The organism is Saccharopolyspora mangrovi (genome assembly GCF_035320975.1).
In the GTDB taxonomy this organism is placed as follows: Bacteria; Actinomycetota; Actinomycetes; order Mycobacteriales; family Pseudonocardiaceae; genus Saccharopolyspora; species Saccharopolyspora mangrovi.
In genome coordinates this window covers 124,930-141,137 of record NZ_JAWLNX010000010.1, presented here as the reverse complement: position 1 = coordinate 141,137, position 16,208 = coordinate 124,930, and the positions used below count along the sequence as shown (strand labels likewise).

13 protein-coding genes and 1 pseudogene are annotated in these 16,208 nt (G+C 70.2%); 8 read left to right on the top strand and 6 right to left on the bottom strand.

All coding sequences use genetic code 11. The features are described 5' to 3' along the window. The first annotated feature begins 45 nt into the window (after positions 1-45). On the top strand, positions 46-789 hold the full coding sequence (locus R4I43_RS16515) for a sensor histidine kinase (RefSeq protein ID WP_324266507.1): 744 nt from the start codon (positions 46-48) through the stop codon (positions 787-789). A 1-nt stretch (position 790) separates the two neighbouring features. On the opposite strand, the gene R4I43_RS16510 is transcribed toward R4I43_RS16515, so the two are convergent. Further along, the gene (locus R4I43_RS16510; RefSeq protein ID WP_324266506.1) at positions 791-2,044 is read right to left on the bottom strand and encodes an amidohydrolase; all 1,254 of its coding nucleotides are present in this window, start codon (positions 2,042-2,044) and stop codon (positions 791-793) included. Positions 2,045-2,217: 173 nt separating this feature from the next. Here R4I43_RS16510 and R4I43_RS16505 point away from each other — a divergent pair. Beyond that, positions 2,218-3,869 (top strand): annotated as a pseudogene (locus tag R4I43_RS16505) (copper amine oxidase). A gap of 6 nt (positions 3,870-3,875) precedes the next feature. Here the strand turns inward: R4I43_RS16505 and R4I43_RS16500 are convergent. Then, complete coding sequence (locus R4I43_RS16500) at positions 3,876-4,085, bottom strand: DUF2277 domain-containing protein (RefSeq protein ID WP_324266505.1); 210 nt, start codon at positions 4,083-4,085, stop codon at positions 3,876-3,878. Positions 4,086-4,159: 74 nt separating this feature from the next. Between R4I43_RS16500 and R4I43_RS16495 the strand changes: the two genes are divergently transcribed. The 4 genes from R4I43_RS16495 to R4I43_RS16480 all read left to right on the top strand — a co-directional run bounded on the left by R4I43_RS16495 (position 4,160) and on the right by R4I43_RS16480 (position 7,327). Beyond that, positions 4,160-4,945 (top strand): MBL fold metallo-hydrolase, encoded by a 786-nt coding sequence (locus R4I43_RS16495; protein WP_324266504.1) that lies wholly within the window; start codon positions 4,160-4,162, stop codon positions 4,943-4,945. Between the two features lie 278 nt (positions 4,946-5,223). Then, positions 5,224-5,760 (top strand): DUF302 domain-containing protein, encoded by a 537-nt coding sequence (locus tag R4I43_RS16490; protein ID WP_324266503.1) that lies wholly within the window; start codon positions 5,224-5,226, stop codon positions 5,758-5,760. 155 nt (positions 5,761-5,915) lie between these two features. Continuing rightward, positions 5,916-6,710 carry an SDR family NAD(P)-dependent oxidoreductase gene (locus R4I43_RS16485; protein WP_324266502.1) on the top strand — a complete coding sequence of 265 codons (795 nt, stop codon included), beginning with the start codon at positions 5,916-5,918 and terminating at the stop codon, positions 6,708-6,710. 119 nt (positions 6,711-6,829) lie between these two features. Further along, a complete protein-coding gene (locus R4I43_RS16480) occupies positions 6,830-7,327 on the top strand; it encodes a winged helix-turn-helix transcriptional regulator (RefSeq protein ID WP_324266501.1) in 498 nt (165 codons plus the stop codon). A gap of 8 nt (positions 7,328-7,335) precedes the next feature. Here R4I43_RS16480 and R4I43_RS16475 read toward each other — a convergent pair whose 3' ends face one another. Together R4I43_RS16475 and R4I43_RS16470 are read right to left on the bottom strand one after the other, a co-directional pair. Further along, positions 7,336-8,952 (bottom strand): AMP-binding protein, encoded by a 1,617-nt coding sequence (locus tag R4I43_RS16475; protein ID WP_324266500.1) that lies wholly within the window; start codon positions 8,950-8,952, stop codon positions 7,336-7,338. Positions 8,953-8,977: 25 nt separating this feature from the next. Further along, entirely contained in the window at positions 8,978-10,222 is a 1,245-nt protein-coding gene (locus R4I43_RS16470; protein ID WP_324266499.1) for an acyl-CoA dehydrogenase family protein, read from the bottom strand. Between the two features lie 110 nt (positions 10,223-10,332). On the opposite strand from R4I43_RS16470, the gene R4I43_RS16465 reads away from it, so the two are divergent. Continuing rightward, a complete protein-coding gene (locus R4I43_RS16465) occupies positions 10,333-11,412 on the top strand; it encodes an acyl-CoA dehydrogenase family protein (protein ID WP_324266498.1) in 1,080 nt (359 codons plus the stop codon). A 20-nt stretch (positions 11,413-11,432) separates the two neighbouring features. Continuing rightward, positions 11,433-12,503 (top strand): LLM class F420-dependent oxidoreductase, encoded by a 1,071-nt coding sequence (locus R4I43_RS16460; RefSeq protein WP_324266497.1) that lies wholly within the window; start codon positions 11,433-11,435, stop codon positions 12,501-12,503. A 261-nt stretch (positions 12,504-12,764) separates the two neighbouring features. Here the strand turns inward: R4I43_RS16460 and cofC are convergent, their stop codons facing one another. Beyond that, entirely contained in the window at positions 12,765-13,421 is a 657-nt protein-coding gene (gene cofC / locus R4I43_RS16455) for a 2-phospho-L-lactate guanylyltransferase (RefSeq protein ID WP_324266496.1), read from the bottom strand. Beyond that, on the bottom strand, positions 13,418-15,982 hold the full coding sequence (locus R4I43_RS16450; protein ID WP_324266495.1) for a bifunctional FO biosynthesis protein CofGH: 2,565 nt from the start codon (positions 15,980-15,982) through the stop codon (positions 13,418-13,420). Before R4I43_RS16450 ends, cofC begins: the two co-directional genes overlap by 4 nt. Positions 15,983-16,208: the final 226 nt, after the last annotated feature.

Here is a 16,208-nt window from a genome sequence, read left to right as displayed (position 1 = left end):
GCCACGCCGACCGGCCGGGCACCCGGAGCCGGTACGTTGTCGGGCGTGTCACGGGAGAACGAGCGCCACCTCGTCGAGGCGCTGGTGGTGCTGCTGGCGATGGTCTGGTCGCTGGTGCTGGTCTGGAACGACGACCCGTCGGCGGGCGCGTTCTTCGGCGGTTACTTCGTCGCCGGACTCGCCGGGGTCCTGCTGCCGGCGCGCGTCGGCGTCGCGATGGGCGTGCCCTACCTCATCGCCCTGTACGCGGCGCAGACCCGAGGGGCGGACCGCCCGGCGGGCTCGGTCCTGCTCATCGTGCTCGGCGCCATCGCCTGCTTCGCCATCGGCGGCTACGTCCGCAGCCGTCACCGCGGCCACGACACCGACCACACCACGACGACGGCGCAGGAAGCCCCCGTGCTCGAACCCGAAATCGTGCCACCCGGACCGCGGACGCTGCCGCTGCTGGCCGCCGAGTTCGAGCACGACACCAGCCTCCCGTGCCCGGTCGCGGTCTCCGGTCAACCCGTCGACCTGCCCGAACCCGTCGGTGAACTGCTGCACCTGGTCGCCCGGGAAGCGCTCGCCGACGTGCGCGAACACGCCCGGGCCCAGCGGGTGCGGGTGGCCGTCGAACACCGCGCGGAGGAGGTCCGGCTCACCGTGCAGGACCACGGAGAACTCACCGGCCGCGACCCCGTGCACGTCGCCGAGCTCGGGCAGCGCGCCGAAAACCTAGGCGGTGCGCTGGAAACCACGCCGACCGACGACGGGCAGCGGGTGTCGCTGCGGCTTCCGCTGCGCTGACTCAGCGCAGCCAGATCCCGGCCGCGGTCACCAGCGCCGCCGACGCCCGCCGCAGGGTCGGCTCCAGGCCGGTGGGCACGAACTCCGGGGAGTGGTTGCCCGGTGCTCGTCCGGCCGCCACGGCCGCGTTCGGCTTCGCCGGATCCGGGTAGAGCGCGGGATCGAAACCGCCGAAGTTCCAGAACACCGACGGCACCCCGGCCGCCGCGCCGAACACGCCGAAGTCCTCACTGCCGGCCTTCGCCGGCGGCTCGTGCACGAACCCCTCGCCGAACTCCGCGGTGAACGCCTCTGCGATGCGGCGAGCCGCGGCGGAGTCGTTGACCAGCAGCGGGAACCCGTTGATCGGTTCGACGTCGGGTTCGCGCGGCGCGCCCGCCGCGGCGGCCTCGTGCCGGACGATGCGGCCGATGGCGTCGAGGACCTTCTCCCGCACGTCCGGGTCGAAGGTGCGCACGTTGAGCTTGAGCTCGGCGGTGGCGGGGATGACGTTCTCCTTGCCTCCCGCGCGCACCGCCGCCACCGTCACCACCGCGACGTCCTCCGGCGAGATCTCCCGCGCCACCACGGTCTGCAACCGCAGCACGATGGAGGAGGCGATCACGATGGGATCGACCGTGGCCTGCGGCTGCGCACCGTGACCGCCCCGGCCGTGGACGGTGACCCGCAGGCTGTCGGCGGCGGCCATGAACACCCCCGGCCGCACGTACAGGTGCTCGCTCGGCGCCGACGCGACGTGCTGGCCCAGCGCCACGTCGTAGGCGGGGAACCGCTGCAGGAAACCGTCGTCGATCATCGCCTGCGCGCCACCACCGCCCTCCTCGGCGGGCTGGCACACTGCCAGCACCGTGCCCGACCAGGAGTGCCGCTGCGCGGCGAGCTGTTCGGCCGCGCCGATCAACGCGGCCATGTGGGTGTCGTGGCCGCAGGCGTGCATCACCGGCGACTCGTTGCCGTCGGCGTCGAGCCCGGTCGCCGTGCTGCGGTAGGCCACCGCGTCGATCTCCCGCACCGGCAGGGCGTCCATGTCGGCGCGCAGCAGCACCCCGGGCCCGTCGCCGTTGCGCAGCACCCCCACGACCCCGGTGCCGCCGATGCCGGTGGTCACCTCGTAGTCGGCGGCCCGCAGCCGCTGCGCCAGCACACCGGCGGTGCGCACCTCCTGGAACGACAGCTCCGGATTGCGGTGCAGGTCCTCGTAGAGCTCGCGAACCCCCGCGATGCGCTCGTCCAACCCGGCCAGCAGCCCCGACATCCAAGCTCCCCTCTCGCGCGACGGGGTCAGCTTCGCACCTCGCACGCGGCCGGGCGAAGTGCGTTGGCCGGGTCGAGTCTCATCGGGCGACCGGCCTCGCCAGGCGAGGACATCAACGCCCTGCTGGGGGAGGCCTTCGCCGCCGGACCGGCGGCCGTTTTGGGGGAGGAAGCATGACCATCGCCGAACAGCCCGCCACCACGACCGCGCACCCGCTGGACCCGATGACCGCCGAGGAGGTCAGCGCGGTCCGCGCCGCGCTGGAGGAGGCCGGGCTGCTCGGCGAGCACGTCCGCTTCACCTTCGTCGCGCTGGAAGAACCGGACAAGGACGCCGTGCTGGCCCACCGGCCGGACCAGGAGATCGGCCGCCGGTTCCGGGCGGTGCTGCTGGGCCTGGCCACCGGTGTCTCGCACGACACCGTCGTGTCCGCCACGCGTTCCACTGTGGACTCCGCGCGGCGGCTCGATCCGGCGGTGGACGGGCAGCCGCCGATCATCGACACCGAGTTCGAGCTGGTCGAGGAGATCGTCAACGCCGACCAGCGCTGGACCGACGCGTTGCGCCAGCGCGGCATCGACCCGGCCACCGTGCGGGCCCGCGCCGCTGTCGGCCGGGGTGTACGACGAGCCGGGGGAGCGGGGCAGGCGGATCATCCGCTCGCTGGGCTTCCAGCAGTTCCACGCCGCCGACCACCCGTGGGCGCATCCGGTGGACGGGCTGTGCGCCTACATCGACCTGACCCACCGCGAGGTCATCCGCGTCATCGACCACCACCGGTTCCCGGCCCCGCAGGAGCCCGGCAACTTCGACGACCCCGAGGTCACCGGGCCGGCCCGCACGAGCCTGAAACCCATCGAGATCACCCAACCCGACGGCCCGAGCTTCACCGTCGAGGGAAACCGCGTGCGCTGGGAGAACTGGGACCTGCGGCTCGGGTTCAACGAGCGCGAAGGGCTCGCGCTGCACCAGCTGTCCCTCTACCCTGTTCACCGGCTCGCAGGAGACGCGGCGGCAGCGCAGGCTCGTGATCTCGTTCTTCACCACCGTCGGCAACTACGACTACGGCTTCTACTGGTACCTCTACCTCGACGGCACGATCCAGCTGGAGACCAAGGCCACCGGCGCCACCTTCACCGGCGCCTACCCCGACGAGGGCCACGACCACGCCACCCAGGTCGCCCCGGGCCTGGCCGCGCCGTTCCACCAGCACCTGTTCTGCGCCCGCCTGGACATGTCGGTGGACGGGCAGCGCAACGCCGTCGAGGAGGTCGAGGCTGAACGCGTGCCGGTCAGCGAGTCCAACCCGCGCGGAAACGCCTTCCGCGCCAAGCGAACCCGGCTGCGCGGTGAGCGCGAGGCGGCCCGGCTGGCCGACAACTCCCAAGCGCGCACCTGGCGCGTGGTCAACCCCGGCAGCCGGAACCGCTACGGCGACAACGTCTCGTACGTCCTCCACCCGGAGGGGCAGCCGTCGATGCTCGCCGACGAGTCCGCCTCGGTGCACGCCAGGGGCACCTTCGCCACCCAGCACCTGTGGGTCACCCGCTACGACCACGAGCAGCGCTACCCGGCCGGCGACTTCGTCAACCAGAACCCCGGCGGCGCGGGCCTGCCGTCCTGGGTCGAAGCCGATCGGGACATCGACGGCCAGGACATCGTCGTCTGGCACACCTTCGGCCTGACGCACTTCCCGCGCGCGGAGGACTGGCCGGTGATGCCCGTCGACCGCGCCGGGTTCACCCTCGAGCCCCAGGGCTTCTTCGACCGCAACCCCACCCTCGACGTGCCGCCCACCTCTGGCGGGCACTGCCGGGGCGCCTGACGCAGGTCAGCGGCCCCTGACCTGGAGCGTGTCTAGGAGCCTGGCGGTGGCCTGCTCGATCTCGTCCACCGCGCGCTCGAAGGCCTCGGCGTTGTGGGCGGCAGGGGCGCGGAAACCGGAGATCTTGCGGACGTACTGCAGGGCGGCGGCCCGGACGTCGGCGTCGGTGACCTGCTCGGCGTAGGGCGGGCGGAGGGTCTTGATGCTGCGGCACATGTCCGCATTGTCCGCCTGCCCCCTGACAGGGACCAGCGTTAGCGTGGAGCGGTCGCCGAAACCAGGGAGGGACGATGGGGTTGCCGATCTGCGCGACCTGCGGGACGCAGTACGCCGAAGCGCGCGAGGACTGCCCGATCTGCGAGGACGAGCGGCAGTGGGTCCCGCGCGACGGCCAGCAGTGGACCGACCTGGACGCCGTCCGCGCCGAACACCAGGCCGTGCTCCGCGAGGAAGGCGGCGTGCTGGGCATCGGGTGCGAACCGAAGTTCGCCATCGGTCAGCGCGCCCTGCTGGTGCGCACCGAGGCCGGCAACGTCCTCTGGGACTGCACGGCCTACCTGGACGACGAGATCGTCAGCGCCATCAACGGACTGGGCGGTCTGATCGGCATCGCCATCAGCCACCCGCACTACTACACCACGATGGTCGAGTGGGCCCGCGCCTTCGACGCTCCGATCCACCTGCACGAGTCCGACAGCCAGTGGGTCGGCCGCCCGGACCCGGCCGTCCGCTCCTGGCGGGGCACGACGAACGAGATCGCACCCGGCCTGACCCTGATCAACCTCGGAGTGCACTTCGCCGGCGGCACCGTCCTGCACCACGCGACCGGTGAGGGCTCGCTGTTCACCGGCGACATCGTCCAGGTCATCCCGGACCGCACCCACGTGGGATTCATGTACAGCTACCCCAACCTCATCCCGGAACGCCCGTCGGTCGTCCGCAGAACCGCCGACATCCTCGACGGCTGGACCTTCGACTCGCTGTACGGGGCCTGGTGGGACACGGTCATCCCGACCGACGCCCACGAGATCGTCCAGCGCTCCGCGGCCCGCTACCTGCGGTTCGTGCGCGACTGACGGGACGATTCCCGCTGGTCGTTCCGAGAAACTCGTTGATGTGGCCGGCTTGACCGTGCAGGGGGTCGAGCGGGCCACACAACGTGAGGCAGGCGTGTCGGTCTAGCAGGCGGCCGACGTTGGGTTGTCCGCCGGTGATCCGCTCTGGCTCATTGCTGACGTTTCGTGCTAACTTTATGGAAGTACGGTCGTACTTCAATCGCCACGATGACCAGAGCGAGCTGTTGCTGCCGACGAGGTCCTCATCTTCATGAGGGCTCAGCGAGGGGTGAGCGAGGATGAGTCCGACACCGGCCGGAACGGTCGCTGAGGTCGCGCACGAGGTCGTGCGGGTGTCGATCGACACGGGGATGTCCTTCAACGACTTCCGCGAGCGGTACGAGCGCGCTGTGCCTGCGTTGGACGTCGACCGCTTCCTGCCTCTGGTGTCCGCGCAGGCCAGCTGGGACGACGTCGTTGCCGCCACTGTCGAGAACGCGCCGCACGGGTTCATCCGGTACTGGAGCTCGGACGTCGCCAGCTTGATGCGGTTGGCCGGCGACGGCGGCTCCTGCGCGTCCTACCTGATGGGCAACCACACGATCGCCCAGCGGATGTACACCCACGACCCGGCGGTGATGCTCTACGCGCCACTTCGCACCGCCGTTCACGAAGACGGCCACGGGCGCACGTGGTTCGCCGTCGACCAGCCCAGCAGCCGATTCGCCAGCTTCGGGAATGCAGACATCGCGAAGGTCGGCCGGGAACTGGACGCCAAACTCGCAGCCCTGCTCGAAGTTCTCGGAATCGCGGTACCGCTCCGGCTGGCCTCGTGACCCGCGTTCTCCGGGGATGTTGCGAGCGGCGATCAACTCGGCGCGCGCTGGCCAAATCCACTCCTCACGACGTGCGAAAGGGGGCAGGGGACGTGCCCGCGAGGGCCGCGGCCCCGACAGCCCATGACCCGGATCGACTACCGCACCCAAACCACTTGATCACCGGGGCGAGTTCCGGCCTCGGCGCGGAGTTCGCCCGGCGGCTCGCTGAGCGAGGCTCGAACCTCGTGCTGGTCGCGCGTCGCGCAGACTTGCTGGAAGCCCTGGCCGACGAACTGTCCACGAAGTACCGGATCACCGCGACAGCGGTGCCCTTCGACCTCACCGAGCCGGCGCCGGGCGAGGCGTTGGCCGAGGAGCTCGCCCGGCGGGGGATCACCGTGACCAGCCTCGTCAACAACGCGGGCTTCGGCACCCACGCCCCGTTCCGCGAGGAAGATCCCGAACGCATCCAGAAGGAGATCACCCTGAACGTGGCCAGCCTGGTCGACGTCACCAGGGCGTTCATCGGCCAGCTCACCGGCGTTCTGGTCAACGTCTCCAGCGTCCTCGGGTATCAGCCGTGGCCGACCGCGGCCGTATACGGGGCGAGCAAGGCGTTCGTGCTGAGCTTCACCGAGGCGTTGTGGCAGGAGTCGCGAGGCACCGGGCTGCGCGTGCTCGCGCTGAGCCCAGGTCCGACTCGGACGGAGTTCTTCGACGTGGTCGGCTCGGAGGACATGGCCCGCGGTGCGCGAATGCAGACCCCTGGACAGGTCGTCGCCACCGCGCTGGACGCGCTGGACCGGCGCAACGCGCCGCCGAGCGTCGTCTCCGGCACGCTGAACTGGCTGAGCACCCTGGTTTCCCGCTTCGCCACGCGCAGGCGCACCGTGCTCGCCGTCGGTGCCATGACCCAGCGGCAGGCCCGCCCGAGCCGCGCTGAAACGCGCCACACCACCGTCAAGTGAACGACCTCATCGCCGAGTGCCAGCAAGGTCGTCCACTGCGCTGCCGGTTCGCGGGAGTGAGCCGCCAACGTCGTGCAGACCACGTGAGTCTCTCTTTAAGACCGTGTATTCTCCCTGGTATGAGGCGGACGTCTTTCGCGAACTGGCCGTGTTCGATCGCTCGGACGATGGATTTGCTGGGGGATTGGTGGACGCCCCTGGTGTTGCGGGAGGCGTTCTACGGGATCCGCCGCTTCGACGAGTTCCAGGAGTCGCTGGGCATCGCGCGCAACACCCTGACCGACCGGCTGCGTCGCCTGGTGGACGAGGGTCTGATGGAAAAGCAGCCCTACCAGAGCGTCCCGGTGCGCTACCACTACGTGCTGACCGAGAAGGGGCGTGACTTCTACGGCGTGCTCGCGGCGATGAACCGCTGGGGGGATCGATGGCTGTCGGGGGACAAGGGCGTGCCCGTGGTGATCCACCACGACCGGTGCGGGCACGACACCCATCCCGAGGTCGTCTGCGCCACGTGCAAGGAGCCGCTGAGGTCCGAAGAGGTCAGCAAGCGGATGGGGCCGGGGTATCCGCCTCGTCTTGCTGAGCGGCCGGATGTGCAGCGGCGCTTCTCCGGGTGAGACCGCGTTCAGGCGGGCGCCTGCTCGGGGTCGGGCGAGCGATCCGGCGCTGAGCGCTGGCGCAGCTCCTTGCGGAGGATCTTCCCGGTGGGCGATTTGGGGATCTGGTCGACGAAGGCGACTTCCCGGATCTTCTTGTACGGCGCGAGGTGTGCCGCGGCGAAGGCCAGCACTTCTTCCGCGGTGAGGTCGGGATGGCTCGTCTCGCGCGTGATGAAGGCTTTGGGGATCTCCCCGCCGTCCGGACCCGGCGCTCCGATCACCGCGACGTCGGCGATCGCTTCGTGGGCGAGCAGCACGGCTTCCAGTTCCGCGGGGGCGATCTGGTAGCCGTTGTACTTGATCAGCTCCTTGAGCCTGTCCACGACGCGGAAGACGCCGCCATCGTCGACGGTGACGACGTCGCCGGTGTGCAGGTACCCGTCGGAGTCGACGGTGGCAGCGGTGGCCTCCGGGTTGTTGAGGTAGCCGCGCATGACGTTCGGTCCGCGGCACCACATCTCGCCGCGTTGTCCCGGCGCCGCGTCTTCACCGGTGGTGGGGTCGACGACTCGTGCTTGCACGTTGGGCATGAGGATTCCGATCGAACCGCGGTCGATGTCGGTGCGGTCCGGTGGGATGCCGTGGGTGCAGGGACTGCACTCGGTGAGGCCGTAGCCCTGCACGACAGTGGCTCCGAGCCGGTCGCCGACGGCTCGTGCGAGCCTGGCGTCCAGCGGAGCGGCGGCCGACATCACGAGGTCGAGGCTGGTGAGGTCGTGCTCGTCCACGAGCGGGCTGGTGGCCAGCGCCAGCGCGATCGGCGGGACGACGTAGAGGTGGTCGATGCGGTGCTCGGCGATCGCGGCGAGGAACGCTGCGAGGTCGAACCGCGGCATGGTGAAAGTCGTGGCGCGGAGCCGGAGTCCTTGGTTCATGATCCCGGTCATCGCGTAGATGTGGGACAGCGGTAGCACCGCCAGCAGCCTGGAGCCGGGCTGAATTCGGCTGAGGGGATCGGCCTGCAGCAGGTTCGCGACGAGGTTGCGGTGGGTGAGCATCACGCCCTTCGGCAGCCCGGTGGTTCCGGACGAGTAGGGCAGGGCCGCCAGGTCGTCGGCCGCGGTGGTGATCGCCGGCGGGGCCGCACGCGTCGCGAGCAGGTCGGCGAACGCCGTTTCCGGAACGCTGCCCGCTCCTGCGCGGACCGGCCCGAGCACGATGATCTCCTCGACCCGCACGCCTTCGTGGGCCACGGCCGCCCGCGCGCGTTCCAGGCCCGCGGTGGAGGCGAAGAGGATCTTCGCGCCCGCGTCGCGGAGCTGATGGGCGAGCTCGGCCTCGGTGTAGAGGCAGTTCACGGTGGAGGCCACGGCATCCGCGCGGATGATCCCGTGGAACACCACGGGGTAGTCCGCGCAGTTCGGGGAGAACAGCGCGGCGACGTCGCCGTGGCCGAGCCCGCGTTCGGCGAGCCCGGCGGCCACTCGGTCCACGGCATCCGCGAGCTGGGCGAAGCTGTAGGTCTGCAGGGACGCGGTGTCCACGATGGCCGGATCAGCGTGGCCTTCGCCTGATCCGAAGAGGAAGCTGTGGAGGTCGAGGTCCGGGATGTCGATGTCGGCATAGGTGCTGCGAAAGCTCATCGCTTCTCCTCCTGGCGGCTCGAGCTCAGGCTTTGGCGCTGGTGGGCTTGGGTTCCTTCGGCAGGCCGAGCAGGAGCTCGCCGATGATGCCGCGCTGGACCTGGGAGGAGCCGGCGTAGATCGTTCCGGCGCGCGCGTTGAGGTAGACGCTGGTCCACGAGGCCGAGGAGTTGGGCGCCCCGGGATCGTCGGTCTGGTACCAGTTCGGCGAGGGACGACCGGTCGGCGTCAGCGCGTCCGGTCCGAGCACGTCGAGCGCGAGTTCTGTGACCGCTCGGTGGTATTCGCTCCACAGCAGCTTGAAGGCCGCGGCGTTCGGGCCCGGTTCGTCACCGGCGACCAGGGCGTTGGCGGTGCGCAGGCCGTGGCAGCGCAGCTGCTCGACTTGGATGTGGCACCAGGCGAGTCGCCGGCGGATGTCGGGGTCGGCGTCCAGACCGCGCTGCCGGACCATGTCCACGAGACGTGTGAGCTCGTTGCGGAAGCGGATGGGGGCGTGCAGGGCGGTTTCCCCGCGCTCGAAGCCCAGCAAGGTCATCGCGACCGACCAGCCGCCGTCGACCGGCCCGACGACCAGGCCGCGCTCCGTGGTCGCCCCGTCGAAGAACACCTCGTTGAAGTCTGCATCGCCGGTGATGTTGCGGATCGGCCTGATCTCGACACCGGGCTGGTCCAGCGGGACGAGCAGCATGCTGATCCCGCGGTGCGGAGCCGCGTCGGGGTTGGTGCGGGCCAGCACGAACATCCAGTTCGCCCGATGCGCGCCGGAGGACCACAGCTTCTGCCCGTCGAGCACCCACCGGTCACCGTCGAGCCGGGCGCGCAGTGACAGCGACGCCAGGTCGGAGCCTGCGCCGGGCTCGGAGAAGCCCTGGGCGAAGACATGCTCGCCGGAGATGATCTCCGGCAGGAAGCGCTGGAGCAGGTCGGGATCGGACCAGCGCAGCATGGTGTTGCCCAGCATGCTGATGCCGAAGGCGTCGTTGTCCGAGCCGAACGGGATGCCCGCTCCGGTCAGCTCCTCGACCAGCACGATCAGCTCCGAGGCTCCGAGTCCGGCGCCGCCGTACTCCACCGGCCAGGTCGGTGCGACCCACCCGCGTTCGGCCAGCGCCGCTCGGGTCTTGATGCGGAACTCGGTGCGCTCGGACTCCTCGAGGGCGCCGATGCCGCGCCACCCGGGCGGGACGAGGTCAGCGACGAAAGCGCGCACTGATTCCCGGAAGTCATCGGTCTCCGCGTTGTCGTCCCGGGTGTTCGGCAAGGTCACTGCTGCCTCCTGGCGTTCGTCTCTGAGCGCGTGAACACAACAGTTGCGTAGATAGACCCGATAGTCAATGCTAGGTGCCAGTCTCGCGTCCCTCGTTCGAGGAGAAGTCGATGAGTTTCGCTCTGACCGATGAGCAGGTTGAGCTGGGCCGGACAGCCGGGCAGGTGTTCGCCGACGCCGCGCAGAAGGTGCCGCTCCCACCGTCGTGGGACGCCGTTCCCCCGGGGCTCGACCGCGAGCTGTGGTCGGCACTCGGGGAGCTGGGCTTGCTCGGTCTCGGGGTTGCCGAGGAGCTGGGCGGATCCGGCGGGGGTGTGCGGGAGTTGTGCGTGCTCGCCGAGCAGGTCGGCGCGGCGCTGCCCGCGATCCCGTTCGCGAGCTCGGCGGCGGTGGTCGCGACGCTGGCCGCGCAACCTGAAGACAGCCCCGCCAGGAACGTGCTCGACGAGCTGGCCGAGGGATCGAGGGTCGCAACAGCGGCCTGGGAGACCTTCCCGGTGGTCATCGACCCCGGTCGTGGGCGAGGCGCTCTGCGGCAGCGGGGCCCTCAGGTGGACGGCTCGCTGTCAGCGGTGCCGTTCGGACTCGACGCCGACCTGCTCGTCGCGTTCGGTGATGACCGTGGCGCGATGCTCATCGACCTGTCCGCCCCTGGTGCGCGCCGGGCCTCAACCACCGCGTTGGACGTGACAGAGCCGCTGGCGAGCGTGGAACTCACCGGTGCGACGGCGATCCCGCTGGCCCCGTGCGCGTTCGAGAGCCGCGTGCGCGCCGCGTTCGCCGCCGAACTGGTGGGCACCGGTCAGCGCGCCCTCGACGGTGCCGTGGAATACGCCGGACAGCGCCGCCAGTTCGGCCGGGCCATCGGCTCGTTCCAGTCCATCAAGCACATGCTGGCCGACCGCTACGTCCAGCTCGACGCGGCCCGGATGCTCGTCCAGCTCGCGGCGGCGGCCATCGACGACGGGCTCGCGGACGCCGATTCCGCAGCGCGAACCGCCCTCGCGGCTGCGTGCGATGCGGCGGAGTCCGCAACCGGCGACGCGCTGCAGGTGCACGGCGGCATCGGATTCACCTGGGAGCACCCCTCGCACGTGTACCTCAAGCGGGCTCGAGCCCGGCGTTCGCTGCTGGGCTCATCGGCCCGGCAGCTGGACGCGATCGCCGACCACGTCCTCACCCCGAACTGACCAGGAGGAACGCGAACATCATGGAACTCGGTGTCAACCTCGGCTATTGGGGCCTCGGCGGCGAGAGCGACAACGTCGCGGTCGCCCAGGAGGCCGATCGGCTCGGTTACTCGGTCTGCTGGGCCGCCGAAGTGTACGGGTCGGACGCCGCCACCGTCCTGGCGCACATCGCGGCGAAGACGGAACGCATCGACGTGGGTTCGGCGATCTTCCAGATCCCGGCCCGCACCCCGGCGATGACGGCGATGACGGCGGCGACCCTGGACACCCTCTCCGGCGGGCGGTTCCGACTCGGTCTGGGCGTGTCCGGCCCGCAGGTCTCGGAGGGCTGGTACGGCGTCAAGTTCGACAAGCCCCTGGCGCGCACCCGCGAATACGTGGAGATCGTCCGCACCGCCTTGGCGCGGGAGCGACTGGCCTACGAGGGAGAGCACTGGACGTTGCCGCTGCCGGACGGGCCGGGCAAACCGCTGAAGCTGACCATCCACCCCGTCCGCGACGACCTTCCCATCTACATCGCCGCCATCGGCCCGAAGAACCTGGAGCAGACCGGGCGGATCGCCGACGGGTGGCACGGCATCTTCTTCGCCCCGGAGCACGCGGAGCTTTCCCTCGCGCACCTGCGGGCCGGCCGCGGTGGCAGCCTGGACGGCTTCGACGTCGGTGTCATGGCCCCGGTCCAGGTGACGACGAGCGACAGCGCCGCCGACATCCGCGCGGCCGCCGATGCCCAGCGCGCCTTCACCGCCCTCTACGTGGGCGGAATGGGCAGCAGGGAGAACAACTTTTACAACAACCTCGCCTGCCGGATGGGGTTCGAGTCAGCGGCCCGGGAGATCCAGGACAAGTACCTCGCGGGCGATCCGGCCGGTGCCGCTGCTGCCGTGCCGCAGGACCTGATCGAGGCGACGACGCTGCTGGGCACCAAGGAGCGGATCGCCGACAGGCTCAAGGCCTACGCCGAAGCGGGAGTGACCACGCTGACGATCGCGCCCGGAGGATTCGCCCCGGGCAGCAGCGGGCCGAGCTTGGAGGAGCGGCTGGCGACGTTGCGCACGTTCGCTGAAGCCGCCGAGCACGCCGAGGTGTGAAACCGCGCACTGATGCGGCCTCCGCCCTTCGTGCACCGGGCGGAGGCCGCATCAGTGCGCGCGGGACGTTAGGCCCAACCTTTGCTGTGCATTTGCCGGGTGAAGCACGCCCGGCACATCGGCCCTTCCGGGATCAGCTTGGCCATGCCGGGATGGCGGGCCGGGACGCGCTGGTCGGGTGTTCCTTGGCAGATACCGCTGTGACCGGCCTGTGAACAGGCGCAGGTGCAGAACGAGATGAAGGCCCATCCCGGTGTGGGGTCACTGGAGCGGTACGTCATGGCTCGTCCGCATGAGGGCTTGCGTGTTCGGGCCAACACCGAGTGCCAGCGCCTCACGCAGGTCATCGCGTGTGTCGACGTCCCGGCGGACGGTTGTGAACGACGGGTGGGACAGCTCAACCGCTCCCATGTCGAGATGCGCTGTTCGGGACCGTTCACCGAACCGGGGCAGCCGTGATGAGTCGGATCGCATGAAGAACGCCGTGGTGCCCGTGCCTGCGGTGTCGGCGATGAAGCTCATCGGGTGTCGTTCGGCCAGCTCGAAAGCCGTGGCCCACTCCGAAGATCGCGCGGCCGGGAGGTCGCCGGTCAGCACCGCGATCCCGCGCTGTTCCGAGGGTTTCGCGACGGCGTCGACTCCGGTGCGCACGGCTTGCTGGAGGCCGCCACCGGGGTCGCTGAGGACGGTCAGCCCGCGGATCGGTAGCGAGCGCCACGTGGTGGTGTCCGCGGTGACGACGACGATGCGGCGGACCGCTTCGCACTCGGCGACCGCCACGACGGTGTCGCGCGCCATCGTCCACGCCAGCCGCGGTCGCATCGCGCCGAGTTCCAGCCGGGACTTGGCCGACGCGATCGCTTTGAGCGGGATCACCACGTCCCACCGGGCGGACTGGGGTGCTGGGTGGTTGCTCATGATCGGTGGCTGCCGGAGAGGGGAGCGGGAAGTCGTCCGTAGGTCGTGGTGCGTTGCCGGGCGGGACGTCCCACGCGCGCGGCGAGCGCGCCGAGTTCGGCGGGGGTGCGGGACGAACCGTGTTCCGAGCCGGCCATGCGGGAGATCGTTTCTTCCATGAGGCTTCCGCCGACGTCGTTGGCGCCACCGCGCAGCACTCGTGCGGTGCCCTCGTCGCCGAGCTTGACCCAGGAGCACTGCACGTTGTCGATGCGTCCGTGCAGAGCCAGGCGGGCGAAGGCGTGCACGGCGAGGTTGTCGCGCATCGTCGGGCCGGGTCGCGCGATACCGGCGAGGTAGATCGGCGCGCTGTGGTGCACGAACGGCAGCCCGACGAACTCGGTGAAGCCGCCGGTGTCGGCCGCGATCCGCGCCAGCACCCGCAGGTGCGACAGCCAGTGGCCCGGGTGGTCGACGTGGCCGTACATCATCGTGCTGGACGACGGGATGCCGAGGCGATGCGCCGTGCTGACGACATCGATCCACGTCTGCGCCGGGAGCTTGCCCTTGGTGAGCACCCACCGCACCTCGTCGTCGAGGATCTCCGCAGCGGTACCGGGGATCGAGCCCAGCCCTGCGTCCCGGAGCTCGGTCAGCCATTCCTCGACGCTGACACCGGCTTTGGAGGCCGCCGAGACGATCTCCATCGGCGAGAACGCGTGAACGTGCATCTGCGGCACGGCGTCCTTGATGGCCCGGACGAGGCCGGCGTAGTAGTCGACCGGAAGCTTCGGATCGATGCCACCCTGGATGCAGACCTCGGTCGCTCCTGATTCCGCTGCCTCCACAGCGCGCGCGGTGACCTCCTCGGTGGACAGCCGGTAGGCGTCGGCGTCTCGCTCGCGCTGAGCGAAGGCGCAGAAGCGGCATCCGACGTAGCAGACGTTGGAGAAGTTGATGTTGCGGTTGACGACGTAGGTGACGTCGTTCCCGACGACGCTGGCGCGCAGCTCGTCGGCCAGCCGGGTCAGCGCGTCCAGCGCCACCCCCTCGGCCGTGAGGAGCGCCATCGCAGACGTGGCGTTCGATTCGTGCAGCAGTGCGGCCGGGTCGGCGGAGGCGATCCGGAGTCCCTCGCGGGCCTCGGGCGCGATCCGCTCCGGCGCGGGCCGCCCGCCCTGGGAGGGCTGGGTGGTGTGCGAGGCCTGGTCGTGCAGCACGTCCCAGTCCCCGTAGACGCTGTCGAAGTCGCTGCGGCGACTGGATAGTCGGCCTTCGTCGTCGATGGCGTTGTGCAAATCCGCCCGCCCTGCGGTTTCGAGCCCGCCGTCGGGCTCTTGCCAGGGCAGGCCCGCAGCGGCCGCGCCGTTCTCGGCGAGCCCGTCGTGGCCCGCCAGCGCCGCCACGTGGGGGTGGATCCGGGGGTCGAGCCACCTGTCGGCATCGCGGACGTATCTGGGGTAGGCCGTCAGGCGTTCGCGAAGCCGGTAGCCGGCAGCACCGGTCCATTCGGCGAGGGCGTCGATCTGCGGCCACGGGCGCTCGGGGTTGACGTGGTCGGCCGTGACCGGTGAGACCCCGCCCCAATCATCGATCCCGGCCTTGAGCAGCAAGGCGTGCTGATCGCCGATGAGGTTCGGAGGCGCCTGCACGCTCACCCCCGGCGGCATCAGGAGCCTGGCCACCGCAGTGGTCGCTGCCAGGTCCTCGATGCTCGCATCCGGACTCGCGCGCATCGCCGTGTCCGGCTTGGCGCGGAAGTTCTGCACGATGATCTCTTGGACGTTGCGGTACTGGCGGGCCCGTTGCCGGATCGCGTGCAGCGACTCGGCGCGCTCCCACCGCGTCTCACCGATGCCGATCAGGACGCCGGTGGTGAACGGGACCCCGACGCGGCCGGCGTCATCGAGGACACGCAACCGCACGGCGGGTTCCTTGTCCGGGCTGGCGTAGTGCGGCCCGGTCTTGTCCGACCACAACCGCTCAGCCGTGGTCTCCAGCATCATCCCCATGCTCGGTGCGACCGGCTTGAGCCGCTGGATCTCTTCCCAGCTCAGCACGCCGGGGTTGAGGTGGGGCAGCAGGCCGGTCTGCTCGAGTACCGCGATGGCGCAGGCCCGCACGTAGTCGACGGTGGAGTCGTAGCCGCGTTCGGCGAGCCACTGCTGCGCTTGGGGCCAGCGGCTCTCAGGCCGGTCACCGAGGGTGAACAGCGCTTCCTTGCAGCCTGCCGCAGCCCCTGCGCGCGCGATGCTGAGAACTTCGTCGCGCTCGAGGTAGTAGGAGTCGAGCTTGCCGGGAACGGTCGCGAACGTGCAGTAGTGGCAGCGGTCGCGGCACAGCCGCGTCAACGGGATGAAGACCTTGCGGCTGTAGGTGACGATCCCGGCACGTCCTTGATCGGCGAGGTGCTGGTCGCGGACCCGTCCCGCCACGTCCAGGAGTCGCTGGAGGTCGTCGCCTCGCGCGTGCAGCAGCACCGCGGCTTCGGCGACGTCCAGGTTGGCGCCGTCCGACGCGCGGCGCAGAGCACGCCGGATGGCGGACGGAGTCGGCTCTGGGGAACTAGGCGAAGTGGTCACGGAGTGCTGCTCCTGGTCGTGGAGGTGTGCGCTGCCGGTCCCGTTCGGCGGGACCAGCCGTGCGATGACCGAGAAAGTCGAGTGCGAACGATAGTTGTTTAAAGAGACTTAGCTGTCAAGCGCACTGATTGGACTGGTGACGGCCGTGTGGTCCGGGTCCGGGGGTTCAATGGTGGTGCGCTCGTGGCTGTGCCTGGCGAGATGGGTTGCACCTGCGCAGCATGTT

What these genes read in the sequence shown, in the direction of transcription:
- R4I43_RS16465 (WP_324266498.1), top strand. Translation starts at nt 10,333, where the DNA reads ATGAGTTTCGCTCTGACCGATGAGCAGGTTGAGCTGGGCCGGACAGCC.
- R4I43_RS16480 (WP_324266501.1), top strand. Translation starts at nt 6,830, where the DNA reads ATGAGGCGGACGTCTTTCGCGAACTGGCCGTGTTCGATCGCTCGGACG.
- R4I43_RS16500 (WP_324266505.1), bottom strand. Translation starts at nt 4,085, where the DNA reads ATGTGCCGCAGCATCAAGACCCTCCGCCCGCCCTACGCCGAGCAGGTC.
- R4I43_RS16490 (WP_324266503.1), top strand. Translation starts at nt 5,224, where the DNA reads ATGAGTCCGACACCGGCCGGAACGGTCGCTGAGGTCGCGCACGAGGTC.
- R4I43_RS16475 (WP_324266500.1), bottom strand. Translation starts at nt 8,952, where the DNA reads ATGAGCTTTCGCAGCACCTATGCCGACATCGACATCCCGGACCTCGAC.
- R4I43_RS16495 (WP_324266504.1), top strand. Translation starts at nt 4,160, where the DNA reads ATGGGGTTGCCGATCTGCGCGACCTGCGGGACGCAGTACGCCGAAGCG.
- R4I43_RS16460 (WP_324266497.1), top strand. Translation starts at nt 11,433, where the DNA reads ATGGAACTCGGTGTCAACCTCGGCTATTGGGGCCTCGGCGGCGAGAGC.
- cofC (WP_324266496.1), bottom strand. Translation starts at nt 13,421, where the DNA reads ATGAGCAACCACCCAGCACCCCAGTCCGCCCGGTGGGACGTGGTGATC.
- R4I43_RS16510 (WP_324266506.1), bottom strand. Translation starts at nt 2,044, where the DNA reads ATGTCGGGGCTGCTGGCCGGGTTGGACGAGCGCATCGCGGGGGTTCGC.